Genomic DNA, 15,903 nt, shown 5'->3' with positions numbered 1-15,903 from the left:
TTGGTTCAGCGCGACGGCGCGATCAGCTGTCTTCGCATCCCGCCTGGTCGAGCCACTCCAGGGCTGCGGCCACGCTGTAGAACGATCCGAACACCAGCACCTCGTCACCCTCACCCGCTTCGGCGCAACAGGCATCCAGCGCCGCGCCGATCGACGGATAGCTGGCGGCCTGCGCACCCCGCGCGCGCAACGCGGCTTCCAGCACCGCGCCACTGCGCGTGCGTGGCGTGGGCAGGTCGGCCACGGCCCAGCGGTCAATCTTGGCCAGCAGCGGGTCGAGCACGCCCTCCAGGTCCTTGTCGGCCAGCAGGCCAAACACCGCCAGGCGGCGTCCCGTGAGCGTTTCCAGCCGCTCGGCGAGGTAGGCGGCGGCGTGGGGATTATGGCCGACATCCAGCAGCAGCGACACGCGTCGCCCGTGATGGCGCAACGTGCGACGATCCAGGCGCCCGGTGACACGCGCCTCGCGCAGCGCCTGCTGCAGGCGCTCCGGCTGCCACGGCTGATCGAGCAATGCGTAGGCCTGCAGCGCCAGGGCGGCATTCTGCATCGGCAGGTTCAACAGGGGCAGATCGCGCAGCGCCAGGGCCGCGCCGTGTGCATCCTGGCCCCGCCAGTGCCAGCGCTCGGCCCCGATGCTCAGGTCGAAATCCCGGCCGCGCTGCCAGAAGGGTGCGCCCAGCGCGGCGGCGCGCTGTTCCAGCACGGCCGGCGGTTGCGGATCGCCGCAGAGTGCCGGCTTGCCGGCGCGGAAGATGCCCGCCTTCTCGACGGCCACCGACTCGCGGCTGTCGCCCAGCCATTCGCTGTGATCCACGGCGATGCTGGTCACCAGTGCCAGATCGGCGTCCACCAGGTTGACGGCGTCCAGCCGCCCACCCAGCCCCACCTCCAGCACGGCGAAGTCCAGCGCGGCGCGCTCGAACAGCCAGAAGGCCGCCAGGGTGCCCATCTCGAAATAGGTCAGGGAAATCTCGCCGCGCGCCTGCTCGACCGCCGCGAAGGCGGCACACAGGTCGGCATCGCTGGCATCCCGATCGTCGATGCGCACCCGCTCGTTGTAGCGCAGCAGGTGCGGCGAACTGTAGGCGCCCACGCGATGCCCCTGCGCGCGCAACAGCGCGGCCAGCAGCGCGCAGGTGGAGCCCTTGCCGTTGGTGCCGGTGACCGTGATCACCGTGGATGCGGGCCGTCCCAGGCCGAGGCGCCGAGCCACCTCACCGGCGCGCTCCAGCCCCATGTCGATGGCGCTGGGGTGCAGCTGTTCGAGGTAGCTCAGCCAGTCGGCGAGGGTCTTCATGCGTAGCGAGGCACTTCCACCGGAGTCGGCAGATTCATGAACTGGGCCAGCAGACGGGCCAGGCGCTCGCGCAGCTCATGGCGCGGGATGATCAGGTCGATGGCGCCATGGGCCAGCAGGAACTCGCCGCGCTGGAAGCCTTCCGGCAGCTTCTCGCGCACGGTCTGCTCGATCACGCGCGGACCGGCGAAGCCGATCAGGGCGCGCGGCTCGCTGACGATGACATCGCCGAGCATGGCCAGACTGGCGGACACGCCGCCGTAGACCGGGTCGGTCAGCACCGAGACGAAGGGGATGCCTTCCTCGCGCAGGCGCGCCAGCGCGGCGGAAGTCTTGGCCATCTGCATCAGGGAGATCAGCGCTTCCTGCATGCGCGCGCCACCCGAGGCGGAGAAGCACACGAAGGGAATGCGCTGCTCCAGGGCCACGTTGGCGGCACGCACGAAGCGCTCACCGACGATCGAGCCCATGGAACCGCCCATGAAGGAGAACTCGAAGGCGGCCGCCACGATCGGCATGCCCTGCAGCTGGCCACGCATGGCCACCAGGGCGTCCTTCTCGCCGGTGTCGCGCTGGGCGGCCACCAGGCGGTCCTTGTATTTCTTGCTGTCGCGGAACTTCAGACGGTCCACCGGTTCCAGGTCCACGCCCAGCTCCTCGCGGCCTTCCGGGTCCAGGAACATGTTCAGGCGGGTGCGCGCATTGATGCGCATGTGGTGGTTGCACTTGGGGCAGACGTCCAGGTTCTTTTCCAGCTCGGGCTTGTACAGCACCGCATCGCAGGACGGGCACTTGTGCCACAGACCTTCCGGAACCGAGCTCTTCGTAACCTCGGAACGCATGATCGAAGGGATCAGCTTGTCTACCAGCCAGTTGCTCATCATTGTTCTCCGCAGCTTCGATACCCGAGACGTTGCACGCCAGGGGTGAATTCTCAGTATTTGCCGACACAAGCCCGGGCCCGCCCGGGGTCTCGGTTCTGCCGACGATTGGAGCTAAAGACGGCCGAGCCATCGCGCTCGTCACATGCCGTTGCCAGCCTCGCGCACGCGCTGGATGAACGCCGCCACCTTTGCGGCGTCCTTGATGCCCCTGGAGGCTTCCACCCCACCACTGACATCCACGCCGTAAGGGCGCACCGAGGAAATGGCCTCGGCCACATTGTCGGGCGTCAGCCCGCCGGCCAGGATCAGCGGCCGGGGCAGGTCGGCGGGAATCAGCTTCCAGTCGAAGCGCTCGCCCGTGCCACCTGGCACGCCGGGCACGTAGGCGTCCAGCAGGATCGCCCGCGCGCCGCTGAACCGGGCGGCCTCGGCGCGCAGGTCGTCACCCGGACGCACGCGCAGCGCCTTGAACCAGGGACGACCGTGCCCTTCGCACTGCTCCGGGGTTTCATCACCGTGGAACTGCAGGAGGTCCAGCGGCACGGCATCCAGCACCTCGCCGATGAAGCAGCGGCTGGCGTTGACGAACAGGCCGACACTGGTCACGAACGGCGGCAGCGCCGCCAGGATGGCGCGCGCCTGGCGCACATCCACGGCGCGCGGGCTCTTGTCGTAGAACACCAGCCCGATGGCGTCGGCACCCGCCTCGGCGGCGAGCAGCGCGTCCTCGATGCGGGTAATGCCACAGATCTTGCTGCGAACGACCACGATAGGCTCCTTTGAAACAGGGCTGGATGGTAGCAGCGCCAGCGACCCGTGTCAGTCCGGCAGGGCGGAGAGGAAATGCGGCCCGAGGTAACGCTGCGGCAGCTCGAACGGCTCAGGGTATTCGACCTGCACCAGGTACAGACCATACGGATGCGCGGTGACGCCGCCGGCACGCCGGTCCCGGGCTGCAAGGATCTCGCTGATCCACTCCACCGGACGCTCACCGGCACCGATAGTCATCAGCACGCCGGCGAAGTTGCGCACCATGTGGTGCAGGAAGGCGTTGGCGCGCACATCGAGGACAATGAAGCGGCCATGCTCGATCACGTTCAGGTGGTGAACCGTCTTGATCGGCGACTTGGCCTGGCACTTCAAGGCACGGAATGAGCTGAAATCATGGGTACCCACCAACAGGCGGGCCGCCTCGCGCATGCGCGCCACATCCAGCGGGCGATGGTTCCAGGTGACCTCCTCGGCCATATGGGCGGGACGCACCGGATCGTTGTAGATCACATAGCGGTAACGGCGCGCACAGGCCTTGAAGCGCGCATGAAAATCAGCCGGCATCACCTTCGCCCAGCAGACACTGATATCGCCGGGCAGATTGGCGTTGGCACCCATTACCCAGGCGATCAGCGGCCGCTCGACACGCGTATCGAAATGCACCACCTGACCACTGGCGTGCACGGAAGCATCGGTGCGCCCGGCGCACTCGAGGGTGATCGGCTCTGCGGCCACCTCACTCAATGCACGCTCCAGCGTCTCCTGGACGGAGGGCACACCCTCACGCTGGCGCTGCCAGCCGCGATAACGCGACCCCTTGTACTCCACGCCCAGGGCGATCCTGTAAACGCCAGCGGCAGCCACTTCGGCTGCCGCTGGTGATACTGCTACTACTGCTTGGGTCATCTATCAGCTCAGGCGGGCCATCAGCTCTCGCGCTTCGTTTTTCTGACTATCGTCACCTTCGCCCAGCACCTCATCGAGGATGTCTCGGGCGCCCTCGCTGTCGCCCATGTCGATGTACGCACGGGCCAGGTCAAGCTTGGTGGCGGTTTCGTTGGTGCCGGAGAGGAAGTCGAAATCTTCATCGTCCTCCAGCGGTCCCAGATCCGTGATGTCGAACGGCGGCGGCTCGACGGCGGGCATTTCCAGTTCGTCGGTGAGGGTGTCCAGCTGGGCGTTCACGCGCTCCAGCTCGGCCTCGAAATCATCCACCGCCGACGGCTCCGGCTCATCACCGGACAGCAGCTGCTCGGCCTCGGCCAGGGAGAGATCGAAATCCTCCGGCAACATCGACAGTTCGGCCTCGCGCCCGGGCGTCTCGATGGCGTTCAGCGTCGGCAACTCGAGCTCGGGCAGGTCGTCCTCGTTCTCGACGCCTTCGTCGTCGAAGGATTCCAGCGACTCGAACGGGTCGTCCAGGGTGAATTCCAGGTCGGACAGTGCTTCGGGCTCGGGCTCGACCGGCTTGTCCGCGGGCACGCTCGCCGGCGCCACCGGTTCGGCAACCGGCAGGTCGCCCAGACTCGGCTCGCTATCCAGCTGCAGATCGAAGTCCAGCGCATCGAAATCCGGCAGAGGCTTGTCGAAATCGTTCGACGCAGTCGGCGCGGCCAGCGGCGCGGACACCTGCAGCTCGTCATCGAAGCTCAGCTCGTCCAGGCTGGGCAGCGGCTCCTCCTGCGTATCCTGCCAGTCAGTCAGGGCGACCGCTCCAGCGGTTGCGCCGACGGCCAACGCCCCGGCCGCGACCGGGGCGGCAACCGGCGCCTGGGCGATGTCCGGATAACGGCTCTTCAACTGGCGGATTTCGCTGTCGGCGCCGCCGACTTCACGCAGTTCGGCTTCCTGCTGCTGGAAGCCGGCGCGGTCGCCCTGTTCGGCGAACACTTCCATCAGCTTCAGGCGCAGGTCCCGACGCTCGGGCTGCTCATCCAGGGTATTGAGCAGCAGCTCGGCGGCCTGGTTGAAACGGCCGTAAGCGATGTAGATGTTGGCCTCGCCCAGCACATCGACCGCTTCATCCGCCTTGGCGCCCGACTTGCCGTTGCGGGAAACCCCGCCGAGATCGTCGAAGCTGCTGCTGGGCAGCGCCAGCTCCTCACTGAATGCCTGATCGTCATCGCTCAGCCCGAGCCCTTCCTGCAGCTCGGCCTCCTTGAGCGCATTGCGGCGGGACAGCGCCATCAGGGCCAGCAGCAGCGCCAGCAGGCTGCCGCCGCCAATGGCGCCCAGCAGGAGCGGATCGGCCAGCAGGCGGTCGACATAGCCCTGCAGGCCGGACTCGTTCGCCGCCGGCTGGGCCGGATCGACGACGGGCACGACGCTCTGAAGCACTTCAGCCGGCGCAGGGGCCGGCTGTTCGATCACACTTTGCAGCGGCGCCGCAGAGGCGCCGGGCGCAGCATCATCGCTGCGCGCCTCCTCCGGCGCCGCCACTGGCTGGTCCGACGCCGCCGGGTTCTGCTGCGGCGCCTCGGATGCGGCAGGCGCCGGTTCAGTGGTGGCCTCAGGAGCCTGTTGGGCTGCCTGCTCCTCCTCCGCCAGGCGGGACTGCAGACGGGCCAGCCGGCTGTCCTTCAGTTCGATCAGGCGCTGCAGCTTGTCCAGCTGGCTCTGCAGATCACCCATGCGGCCTTCGAGTTCCGCACTGGCGCGCCGGGAGGTGTCCAGGTTCTCCTGGGCCACCGCCAGCTTGTCGGCCATTGCGTCGGCGTTGCCGGCATCCTGACCCTCTGCCGAACGACCCTCGCTGCCGGCGACCAGTCGCAGGCTGTCGCCAAGCTCCACCTGCGCGGGCGCCGCGCCGGCGGCGGTCCGCCGGGTGGCGTCCAGCTGGCGTTCGCCGGCAACCTGACTGCGCGCCTGTCGCCAGGCCTGCCAGGCAGCGTTCTGCTCGGCAACCCGGGCGATGGCTTCGCGGCGGGTGCGGGCGGCGATCTGCTGCTCGTCGGGCAGGCGCAGCACCTGGCCGGTCTTGAGCAGGTTGATGTTGTCGTTGATGAAGGCGCTGGGGTTCAGATCCTGGATCGCCAGCATGGTCTGCTGGACCGTGGCGTTACCACGCTGATGACGCGCGGCGATTTCCCACAGCGTGTCATGGGCGACCGTACGGTATTCACTCTGCCGCTCGGGCTGAGGCGCGACGGGCCGCACGGTGGACGGTGCGCTACGCGTCGGCTGCGGCGCGCGGGCCGCGGACTGACTCTGCGGCTGGGCCGTCGGCGCGGCGACAGCCAGCTGCGGTGCAACATCCGCGCTGTTCTGCGGGTTGTAGAGCGGCGGATCGAGCAGCACGGTGTACTCGCGAAGCGCACGACCACTCGGCCAGTGCACTTCGACGAGGAAATTCAGATAGGGCTCGCGCACCGGCTTGCTGGAACTGATGCGGATGATGCTCTTGCCCTGGGCGGTGATGACCGGGGAGAACTGCAGGTCGTTCAGGAAGAAGGGACGGTCGACCCCGGCCCTCTGAAACTCCTCCGCCGAGGCCAGCGATGGCATGACTTCCGTGGAAGTCAGGCTCCGCACATCCAACAGTTCGATTTCAGCAACCAAAGGCTGGTTCAGGGCCGATTGTAGAGAAATTTCCCCCAATCCCAGCGCATGAGCGACCCCGGAGGAAAGCGCCGAAGCAGCCGCAATTGCCAGCACCAGTTTGCGAATCCGAGCCATATTGGTTTCCTTGTACTTTCCCTCTGGCGACAAGGAGGCGGACACGCCTCTATGGCCAGAACGAGGCCGGCTTCCTGTCTCGACCTTAGCGTCAAGTGGGTTAAGCCCTTGAAAATTTCGGTAAGTATCTTTGACGGGTACCGTTTTATCAACAACCGAGCCGCGCACACGTCATTCGTTGCGGAGCCTTTCCGGACGTTATCGGACACAATCCACAAATCAAGTCGCGCCGACCGGCAACCTGCACGAGGCGCCGGGTGACGAAAAGCAGAACGCCACGGACAAACCGTGGCGTTCTGTGCCGATCGCAGGCGATCAACGCTCCAGAAGGATGCGCAGCATGCGACGCAGCGGCTCGGCCGCACCCCACAACAGCTGATCACCAACGGTGAAGGCGCCCAGGTACTGGGAACCCATGTTGAGCTTGCGCAGACGCCCGACCGGAACGTTCAGCGTGCCGGTGACTGCGGTCGGACCCAGTTCGCGCATGGACTGTTCGCGATGGTTAGGCACCAGCCTGACCCAGGGATTGTGCTGGCTGATCAGCCCTTCGATATCCGACAGCGGCACATCCTTGTTGAGCTTGATGGTCAGCGCCTGACTGTGGCAGCGCATGGCGCCAATGCGCACGCACAGGCCATCCACCGGAATCGGGCTCTTGTTGCGACCCAGGATCTTGTTGGTCTCGGCCTGGCCCTTCCACTCTTCGCGACTCTGGCCGTTGGGCAGCTCCTTGTCGATCCAGGGGATCAGGCTGCCAGCCAGCGGCACGCCGAAATGATCCACCGGGAAGGCCTCGCCGCGCATGGCCTCGGCCACCTTGCGGTCGATATCGAGGATGGCACTGGCCGGATTGGCCAGGTCGTCGGCCACCGCACCGTGAATAGTGCCCATCTGCTTGATCAGCTCGCGCATGTTCTGCGCGCCGGCGCCGGAGGCGGCCTGGTAGGTCATGGCGCTCATCCACTCCACCAGCCCGGCTTCGTACAGGCCGCCGAGAGCCATCAGCATAAGGCTGACGGTGCAGTTGCCGCCGATGTAGTTCTTGACGCCAGCATCCAGCTGCTGGTCGATGACCCGGCGGTTGACCGGATCCAGGACGATGACCGCGTCATCGGCCATGCGCAGCGTCGAGGCGGCGTCGATCCAGTAGCCCTGCCAGCCGGCTTCGCGCAGCTTGGGATAGACCTCGCTGGTGTAGTCGCCACCCTGGCAGGTGAGGATCACATCGAGGGACTTGAGTTCATCGAGGCTGTAGGCGTCCTTCAGCGGCGCGATGTCCTTGCCGATCTCGGGGCCCTGGCCGCCGACATTGGAGGTAGTGAAGAACACCGGCTCGATCAGGTCGAAGTCCCGTTCTTCACGCATGCGCTGCATGAGCACGGAACCCACCATGCCACGCCAGCCGATCAGACCTACACGTTTCATCTTTGTAACTACACCCTCGAAAAAGGAAAGTGGGCCTGCCGCCCGCGGGCGGCAGGCCGGTGAGATTACAGGTTCCGCAGCGCCGCGACTACTGCGTCACCCATTTCGCGGGTGCCTACCTTGGTGCAGCCTTCCGACCAGATGTCGCCGGTGCGCAGACCCTGGTCCAGCACCAGGCTGACCGCTTGCTCGATGGCATCGGCGGCAGCCGTCTCGGCGAAGCTGTAGCGCAGCATCATGGACACCGAGAGGATGGTGGCCAGCGGGTTGGCGATGCCCTTGCCGGCGATGTCCGGCGCGGAGCCGTGGCAGGGCTCGTACATGCCCTTGTTGCTGGCATCCAGCGACGCCGACGGCAGCATGCCGATGGAACCGGTGAGCATGGAAGCCTCATCCGACAGGATGTCGCCGAACATGTTGTCGGTGACGATCACGTCGAACTGCTTGGGCGCGCGCACCAGCTGCATGGCGGCGTTGTCGACGTACATGTGCGACAGCTCGACTTCGGGGTAATCCTTGGCGACTTCCACGACCACCGCGCGCCACAGCTGGCTGGAAGCCAGCACGTTGGCCTTGTCCACCGAGCAGAGCTTCTTGTTGCGCACCATGGCCATGTCGAAGCCGACCTTGGCGATGCGACGGATCTCGCTTTCGCTGTACGGCAGGGTGTCGTAGGCCTTGCGCTCGCCGTTGGCCAGGGTTTCGGTGCCGCGCGGAGCGCCGAAATAGATACCACCGGTCAGTTCGCGAACGATGAGGATGTCCAGGCCAGCCACGATCTCGGGCTTGAGGCTCGAGGCAGCGGCCAGCTGCGGATACAGCAGCGCCGGGCGCAGGTTGCCGAACAGGCCCAGTTGCGAACGGATCTTCAGCAGACCGCGCTCGGGACGGATGGCCGGATCGATGGTGTCCCACTTCGGACCGCCCACGGCGCCGAGCAGGATGGCGTCGGCCTGGCGCGCGCGTTCCAGGGTCTCGTCGGCCAGCGGCACGCCGTACTTATCGATGGCCGCGCCACCCAGCTCGTCATAGCTCAGCTCGAACGCCAGGTTGTATTTCTCGTTGGCCAGCTGCAGGACCTTGACGGCCTCGGCCATGATTTCCGGGCCGATACCGTCGCCGGGGAGAACCAGAATCTGCTTGCTCATTGCATTCCTCTATTTTCGTAGGGTGGATGACGCGTTTTCATCCACCGAAAACTCTGCAAGGTGGATGGATGAAGCGTCATCCACCCGACCTCATCGCATTACTTGATCGCGCCGAACAGCCAGGGCTGGGCCTGCCGGTGCTTGCTCTCGAACGCCTTGATGGCATCCGCGTCCTGCAGGGTCAGGCCGATGTCATCCAGCCCGCTGAGCAGGCAGTGCTTGCGGAAGGCATCGATCTCGAAGCGGTACTGCACGCCGTCCGGACGGGTGACCGTCTGCGCGGCCAGATCCACGGTGAGCCGATAGCCCTCGGTGGCCTCGGCCTGCCGGAACAGCGCATCGACTTCTTCTTCCTTCAGCACGATCGGCAGCAGGCCGTTCTTGAAGCTGTTGTTGAAGAAGATGTCGGCGAAGCTCGGCGCGATGATGGTACGGAAACCGTACTCTTCCAGCGCCCACGGTGCGTGTTCACGGGACGAGCCGCAGCCGAAGTTCTCGCGAGCCAGCAGCACGCTGGCGCCCTGGTAGCGCGGGAAATTCAGCACGAAGTCCTGGTTCACCGGGCGCTGCGAGCAGTCCTGGTTCGGCTGGCCGACATCCAGGTAGCGCCACTCGTCGAACAGGTTGGGGCCGAAGCCGGTGCGCTTGATCGACTTGAGGAATTGCTTGGGAATGATCTGGTCGGTGTCGACGTTGGCGCGATCCAGCGGGCAGACCAGGCCGGTGTGTTGGGTAAAGGCTTTCATGTCTCGTGTCCTCAGGCCTGAAGCAGTTCGCGAACGTCGATGAAGTGGCCGGTCACCGCGGCGGCGGCGGCCATCGCCGGGCTCACCAGGTGGGTACGACCGCCGGCGCCCTGGCGCCCTTCGAAGTTGCGGTTGGAGGTGGAGGCGCAATGCTCGCCGCTGCCCAGCTTGTCCGGGTTCATGGCCAGGCACATGGAGCAGCCCGGTTCACGCCATTCGAAGCCGGCCTCGATGAAGATCTTGTCCAGACCTTCGGCTTCGGCCTGCTGCTTGACCAGGCCGGAGCCCGGCACCACCAGCGCCTGCTTGACGTTGGCGGCGACCTTGCGACCCTTGGCCACCTCGGCGGCTGCACGCAGGTCCTCGATGCGCGAGTTGGTGCAGGAACCGATGAATACGCGGTCCAGCTTGATCGCGGTGATCGGCTGGTTGGCGCTCAGGCCCATGTACTTGAGGGCGCGCACGATGGAGTCGCGCTTGACCGGATCGGCTTCGGCTGCCGGGTCCGGCACGCGCTGATCCACAGCCAGCACCATTTCCGGCGAGGTGCCCCAGCTGACCTGCGGCTTGATGTCTTCGGCCTTCAGCTCGACCACGGTGTCGAACGTCGCATCGGCGTCGGACACCAGCCCCTTCCAGAGGGCCACGGCGGCATCCCACTCGGCGCCCTTCGGCGCATAGGGACGACCTTCAACATACGCGATGGTCTTGTCATCCACCGCCACCATGCCGACGCGAGCGCCCGCTTCGATGGCCATGTTGCACAGGGTCATGCGGCCTTCCATGGACAGGTCGCGAATGGCGCTGCCGGCGAATTCCAGGGCGTGGCCGTTGCCGCCGGCGGTGCCGATCTTGCCGATCACGGCCAGCACGATGTCCTTGGCGGTGACGCCGAACGGCAGCTTGCCTTCGACGCGCACCTGCATGTTCTTCATCTTCTTGGCGACCAGGCACTGGGTGGCCAGCACATGCTCGACTTCCGAGGTGCCGATGCCGTGGGCCAGCGCACCGAAGGCGCCGTGGGTCGAGGTATGCGAGTCGCCGCAGACCACGGTCATGCCTGGCAGGGTGGCGCCCTGCTCCGGGCCGATGACGTGGACGATGCCCTGACGGACATCGTTCATCTTGAATTCGAGGATGCCGAAATCGTCGCAGTTCTCGTCGAGGGTCTGCACCTGGATGCGCGATACCTCGTCGGCGATGGCTTCCAGACCGCCCTGGCGCTCGGCCTTGGTGGTCGGCACGTTGTGGTCCGGGGTAGCGATGTTGGCGTCGATGCGCCACGGCTTGCGGCCGGCCAGACGCAGGCCTTCGAAGGCCTGGGGCGAGGTCACTTCATGGAGGATGTGGCGGTCGATGTAGATCAGCGACGAACCATCGTCACGGCGCTTGACCTCATGCATCTCCCAGAGCTTGTCATACAGCGTTTTGCCAGCCATCGGACTCTTCCTCATCGGTTGCGCGTGCGGGTGCAATGCCCCTTGCACTTATGGGGTCGATGCTAGGGGCTTGCCATGAATTACTCAAATTCATATTTTTTATCTAGCGAATTCCTATTAGGAATACCGCCCCCCCTACCCCACGAGACGCCGTCATGGACCTTGCCACCCTCAACGCCTTCATTGCCGTCGCCGAGAACGGCAGCTTCTCGCTCGCGGGCGAGCGCCTCCACCTGACGCAGCCCGCAGTTAGCAAGCGCATCTTTGCACTGGAGCAACAGCTGGAGGTGCGCCTTTTCGACCGCCTCGGACGAGAGGTCGGACTCACCGAAGCCGGGCGCGCGCTGCTGCCGCGCGCCTATCGCATCCTCGGTGAACTGGAGGACACTCGCCGCGCCCTGGCCAATCTCAACGGCGAGGTGAGCGGCCGCCTGACCCTGGCCACCAGTCACCACATCGGCCTGCATCGCCTGCCCCCGGTGCTGCGCGAGTTTACCCGCCGCTATCCGGCAGTCAGCCTGGACATCCGTTTTCTGGATTCCGAAGTGGCCTACGAGGACGTCCTGCAGGGACGCGCCGAGCTGGCGGTGATCACCCTGGCGCCGGAGGCCCGGACGTCGGGAGCCCGTATGCCGGCAGCCCGGACGCCGGATACCCTTGCACCGCTGCGCGCCGTACCGGTCTGGGAGGACCCGCTGGATTTCGTCGCCGCCCCGGAACACCCGCTGGCGCGCAACGGCGCCCTGACCCTGGCCGACGTGGCCGCCCATCCGGCGGTTTTTCCCGGGGCGCACACGTTCACCCACCGAATCGTGCATAGACTGTTCGAAGCGGCCGGCCTGACACCCCAGGTAGCCATGAGCACCAACTATCTGGAGACCATCAAGATGATGGTCTCCATCGGACTGGCCTGGAGCCTGCTGCCGCGCACCATGCTGGACGATCAGGTGGTGCGCCTGACCCTGCCGGGGCCGCAACTGACTCGACGGCTGGGCTACGTGCTGCATACCGAGCGCACTCTGTCGAATGCCGCCCGCGCCTTCATGGCGCTGCTGGATGCCCGGCGGGTGAAAGAGGAACCGGAGTCCGCCTGAACGGCCCTCGCCGGGCAAAAATGCAGAACCGTTCCAGGCAGGGAGGGCGGGAAACGAGGAACATGGGCAGCGTTTTATGTGGCCGACGATGAGTGAGCGGGCGATGCCAACCCAGGATGCCGGAACGGATGCCCAGCTACCCCACGACAATGGCGTGCTGGAGACGGCGCTGGACTGCGCGCGGCTCGGCGTCTGGTTATGGGACCCGACCTCCGGCCAAGTCAGCTGGGCCCATGGCACCCATCATCCCTTTGGCCTGCGCCAGGCGCCGCCGACGTCCGCCCGCCAGTATCTGCGCCTCATCCCGGCCGGCGAACGCATCCGCGTGCTGCGCTATTTCCGACGCATCCTGCGCGGTGAAACCCTGCCGCCCATGACCCAACATATCCACTGGCCAGGCGGCGGCCACCACTGGCTGGAAATCGGCGCCCGGGCGCATGAGCTGCCCGATGGCCGCCGCCAGCTGACCGGCGTGGCCCGCGACATCACGCTGAACACCGAAGACCGGCAGCACGAGGACATCTTCACCAAGGCCTTCCGCGAGTCGCCCGACCCCATCGCCATCAGCGACCTGCAGACCGGGTGCTTCATCGAGATCAACAGGGGCTTCGTCAACACGTTCGGCTGGAGCAAGGAACTGGCCATCGGCCGCACCTCGGAAGAGCTGAACCTGTGGGTCGACGCCCAGGAACGCGAACGAATGCTCGAGCAGCTTGCCCGCCATGGCAGCCTGCGCGACTTCGAAGCGCGCCTGCGTCGGCGCGACGGCCGCATTGGCACCTTCCGTTTCTTTGGCGCCCCCATCGAGCTGCATGGCAGCCCCTGCGTGGTCATCACGGTGCGCGACGTCTCGCAGCTGCGCGCCCAGGAACAGGCCCTGCGCGACAGCCGCGAACGGCTGGCCCTGGCCCTGGAATCGGCCAACCTGGGCACCTGGGAGTGGCACATTCCCAGCGACAGCCTGCAAGGCACGCCGCGCACCTTCGGCATGCACGGCCTGACGCTGCCCGACGCCAGCTGCGATTTCCGCACCTTCTTCCGCACCGTGCACGAGGAGGACCGGGAAAGCCTGCGCAAGGCCTATCGCTCGCTGCTCACCGGCAGCGACAGCGAATGCCGCTTGAGCTACCGCGCACGCATGCCCTGCGGCGAAATCCACTACCTGGAAAGCACCGCGCGGTTGTACCGCGACGCCCAGGGCAACCCCCTGCGCATGACCGGCATCCTCAACGACATGACCGGCAGAGTGCTCTACGAACAGCGTCTGCGCGCCTCGGAAGAGAAGTTCTCGACCCTGTTCCAGGGCAGCCCGGTGCCCATTTCGGTGTCCGAACCGCAGAGCGGTCGCTTCGTCGACATCAACCCCTGCTTCAGCGAGGTCTTCGGCTGGTCGCCCGCCGAACTGATTGGCCGGACCGCCCGGGAAATCGGCTTCTGGGAGGATTACCAGCGGCGTGCCGAAGTGATCGAGGAACTGAATCGCAAGCGGGTGCTGGATGGCGCCCTGGCCCGCTTCCGCGGCAAGGATGGCCGGCACGTCACCTGCCTGATCTCCTGCCGCTATCTGGCGATGCAGGGCGACCGCTACCTCGCCACCTCGTTCCACGACATCACCCGCCTGCAGCAGGCCACCCGCGCGCTGCAGGCCAGCGAGGAAAAGTTTGCCAAGGCCTTCCATTCCAGTCCCGACGCCATCTGCCTGCTGGAACGGGGCGAACGGCGCTTCCTGGAAGTCAACGAAGGCTTTCGCCGTCTCACCGGCTACACCCCGGAAGAAGTCACCGGCCGCCGCCTCGACGAACTGAGCCTGCACATCGATCCCCAGCAGCGCCAGGAGATCGTCGACACCATCACCAGCAACGGCCGCCTGCCGCGCACCGAGGTGCATCTGCTGGATCGCGACGGTCACCCGAAGTTCGCCGAAGTCTCGGTGGAGACGCTGAGCCTGAACGGCGGCGAATGCCTGCTGATCACCGCCCGCGACATCAGTCAGCTCAAGGCCGCCCAGGCGCAGATCCAGCACCTGGCCTACCACGACCCGCTGACCAACCTGCCCAACCGGGCCCTGCTGCTGGATCGCCTGACCCAGCAGATCGCCCTGCTCAACCGCCACCATCTGCGCGGCGCAGTGATGTTCATCGACCTTGACCATTTCAAGCACATCAACGATTCGCTGGGGCACCCGGTGGGCGACGCGGTGCTCAAGATGACGACCGCGCGCCTGGAGGCCAACGTGCGTCAGGAAGACACCGTGGCGCGCCTGGGCGGCGACGAGTTCGTGGTGCTGCTGTCCGGCCTGGAAGGCAAGCGCGCCCAGGTGATCCGCCAGGTGCGCCAGGTGGCTGAACACCTGCGCGCACATCTGGCCGAACCCATGGAAGTGGACGGTCACCAGTTGCAGGTCACCACCAGCATCGGTGTCGCACTGATTCCCGACCACGGCACCAATCCCGACGACTTGCTCAAGCGGGCCGATATCGCCCTGTACCGCGCCAAGGATTCCGGACGCAACCGTCTGCACCTGTTCCGCAGCCGCATGCAGGAACAGGTGAGTGAGCGGCTGCGCATCGAGAATGACCTGCGCCAGGCGCTGCTGCGCGAGCAGTTCGAGGTGCGCTTCCAACCCCAGGTGGACGCCCGCAGCGGGCAGATCGTCGGGGCCGAGGCGCTGTTGCGCTGGAATCATCCGGTCTACGGCCTGCAGTCACCGGAAGCCTTCATGCAGGTGCTGGAGGAAAGCGGCCTGATCCACGACGTGGGGCTATGGGTACTGAACGAGGCCTGCCGCTGCTGTGCAAAGCTGCTGGAGGAAGGCCTGATCCGCCAGGACAGTTTCACCCTGTGCGTCAACATCAGCCCCCGGCAGTTTCGCCACCCAGAATTCTACGACGGCATCGAACGCTGCCTGAACACCAGCCGCCTGCCGCCGCGCATGCTCAAGCTGGAAATCACCGAGAACGTGGCCATCCGCAATATCGAGGACACCGTGAACAAGATGCAGCGCCTCAAGCGCCTGGGCATCGGCTTCGCCATGGACGATTTCGGCACCGGCTATTCATCCCTTACCCAGCTCAAGCGCCTCCCCGTGGATGTGCTAAAGATCGATCAGTCCTTCGTGCGCGACGTCCCGCTCAACGGCAACGACAGTGAAATCATCCGCGCCATCATTGCCATGGCCACCAGCCTGGGCCTGCAGACCATCGCCGAAGGCGTCGAGCGCAGCGAACAGCTGGATTTCCTGCGCGACGAGAACTGTCAGCTGTACCAGGGTTTCCTGTTCAGCCAGCCGGTGCCTCTGGCCGATCTTCATGACCTGCTGCTGTGCAATTCACCCGCCAACTCCGACTAGGCCATTCGGCGAGGTGCGCGGCAGTGCACAAAACACGCACGGCAATCGGCGTTACGAAACCGGTTTGCG

General features: G+C 65.9%; 11 protein-coding genes and 1 pseudogene. 2 read left to right on the top strand and 10 right to left on the bottom strand.

Translation table 11 applies throughout. The features are described 5' to 3' along the window. Window positions 1–22: 22 nt before the first annotated feature. From folC to leuC, 10 genes and pseudogenes are all read right to left on the bottom strand, one after another. Window positions 23–1,300, bottom strand: coding sequence for a bifunctional tetrahydrofolate synthase/dihydrofolate synthase (gene folC / locus VL129_RS03035; RefSeq protein ID WP_325409938.1), 1,278 nt, complete (start codon window positions 1,298–1,300; stop codon window positions 23–25). After that, a complete protein-coding gene (accD, locus tag VL129_RS03030; RefSeq protein ID WP_325409936.1) occupies window positions 1,297–2,181 on the bottom strand; it encodes an acetyl-CoA carboxylase, carboxyltransferase subunit beta in 885 nt (294 codons plus the stop codon). Before accD ends, folC begins: the two co-directional genes overlap by 4 nt. Before the next feature lie 141 nt (window positions 2,182–2,322). After that, entirely contained in the window at window positions 2,323–2,955 is a 633-nt protein-coding gene (locus tag VL129_RS03025; RefSeq protein ID WP_325409998.1) for a phosphoribosylanthranilate isomerase, read from the bottom strand. 48 nt (window positions 2,956–3,003) lie between these two features. Beyond that, the gene (truA, locus tag VL129_RS03020; protein WP_325409934.1) at window positions 3,004–3,861 is read right to left on the bottom strand and encodes a tRNA pseudouridine(38-40) synthase TruA; all 858 of its coding nucleotides are present in this window, start codon (window positions 3,859–3,861) and stop codon (window positions 3,004–3,006) included. Window positions 3,862–3,864: 3 nt separating this feature from the next. Further along, window positions 3,865–6,630, bottom strand: coding sequence for a motility hub landmark protein FimV (locus tag VL129_RS03015; RefSeq protein WP_325409932.1), 2,766 nt, complete (start codon window positions 6,628–6,630; stop codon window positions 3,865–3,867). Between the two features lie 137 nt (window positions 6,631–6,767). Beyond that, window positions 6,768–6,857, bottom strand: a pseudogene (locus tag VL129_RS03010) (aspartate-semialdehyde dehydrogenase); the annotation flags it as partial. A gap of 88 nt (window positions 6,858–6,945) precedes the next feature. Beyond that, window positions 6,946–8,058 (bottom strand): aspartate-semialdehyde dehydrogenase, encoded by a 1,113-nt coding sequence (gene asd, locus VL129_RS03005; RefSeq protein ID WP_325409930.1) that lies wholly within the window; start codon window positions 8,056–8,058, stop codon window positions 6,946–6,948. 65 nt (window positions 8,059–8,123) lie between these two features. Beyond that, the gene (gene leuB, locus VL129_RS03000; RefSeq protein ID WP_325409928.1) at window positions 8,124–9,206 is read right to left on the bottom strand and encodes a 3-isopropylmalate dehydrogenase; all 1,083 of its coding nucleotides are present in this window, start codon (window positions 9,204–9,206) and stop codon (window positions 8,124–8,126) included. Between the two features lie 98 nt (window positions 9,207–9,304). After that, on the bottom strand, window positions 9,305–9,952 hold the full coding sequence (gene leuD, locus VL129_RS02995) for a 3-isopropylmalate dehydratase small subunit (protein WP_325409926.1): 648 nt from the start codon (window positions 9,950–9,952) through the stop codon (window positions 9,305–9,307). Between the two features lie 11 nt (window positions 9,953–9,963). Beyond that, the gene (gene leuC / locus VL129_RS02990) at window positions 9,964–11,391 is read right to left on the bottom strand and encodes a 3-isopropylmalate dehydratase large subunit (protein WP_325409924.1); all 1,428 of its coding nucleotides are present in this window, start codon (window positions 11,389–11,391) and stop codon (window positions 9,964–9,966) included. Window positions 11,392–11,546: 155 nt separating this feature from the next. On the opposite strand from leuC, the gene VL129_RS02985 reads away from it, so the two are divergent. Then, the gene (locus VL129_RS02985) at window positions 11,547–12,485 is read left to right on the top strand and encodes a LysR family transcriptional regulator (protein ID WP_325409922.1); all 939 of its coding nucleotides are present in this window, start codon (window positions 11,547–11,549) and stop codon (window positions 12,483–12,485) included. A 103-nt stretch (window positions 12,486–12,588) separates the two neighbouring features. Further along, window positions 12,589–15,834, top strand: coding sequence for an EAL domain-containing protein (locus tag VL129_RS02980; RefSeq protein ID WP_325409920.1), 3,246 nt, complete (start codon window positions 12,589–12,591; stop codon window positions 15,832–15,834). The last annotated feature ends 69 nt before the right edge of the window (window positions 15,835–15,903 follow it).

Source organism: Pseudomonas sp., from assembly GCF_035497915.1.
Taxonomy (GTDB): Bacteria; Pseudomonadota; Gammaproteobacteria; order Pseudomonadales; family Pseudomonadaceae; genus Serpens.
This window is presented reverse-complemented; position numbering and strand designations above follow the sequence as displayed.

Bases quoted from the DNA above. Each gene is read 5' to 3' on its own strand.
- leuC (WP_325409924.1), bottom strand. From the start codon at position 11,391: ATGGCTGGCAAAACGCTGTATGACAAGCTCTGGGAGATGCATGAGGTC.
- truA (WP_325409934.1), bottom strand. From the start codon at position 3,861: ATGACCCAAGCAGTAGTAGCAGTATCACCAGCGGCAGCCGAAGTGGCT.
- leuB (WP_325409928.1), bottom strand. From the start codon at position 9,206: ATGAGCAAGCAGATTCTGGTTCTCCCCGGCGACGGTATCGGCCCGGAA.
- VL129_RS02985 (WP_325409922.1), top strand. From the start codon at position 11,547: ATGGACCTTGCCACCCTCAACGCCTTCATTGCCGTCGCCGAGAACGGC.
- leuD (WP_325409926.1), bottom strand. From the start codon at position 9,952: ATGAAAGCCTTTACCCAACACACCGGCCTGGTCTGCCCGCTGGATCGC.
- asd (WP_325409930.1), bottom strand. From the start codon at position 8,058: ATGAAACGTGTAGGTCTGATCGGCTGGCGTGGCATGGTGGGTTCCGTG.
- VL129_RS02980 (WP_325409920.1), top strand. From the start codon at position 12,589: ATGCCAACCCAGGATGCCGGAACGGATGCCCAGCTACCCCACGACAAT.
- accD (WP_325409936.1), bottom strand. From the start codon at position 2,181: ATGAGCAACTGGCTGGTAGACAAGCTGATCCCTTCGATCATGCGTTCC.
- VL129_RS03015 (WP_325409932.1), bottom strand. From the start codon at position 6,630: ATGGCTCGGATTCGCAAACTGGTGCTGGCAATTGCGGCTGCTTCGGCG.
- folC (WP_325409938.1), bottom strand. From the start codon at position 1,300: ATGAAGACCCTCGCCGACTGGCTGAGCTACCTCGAACAGCTGCACCCC.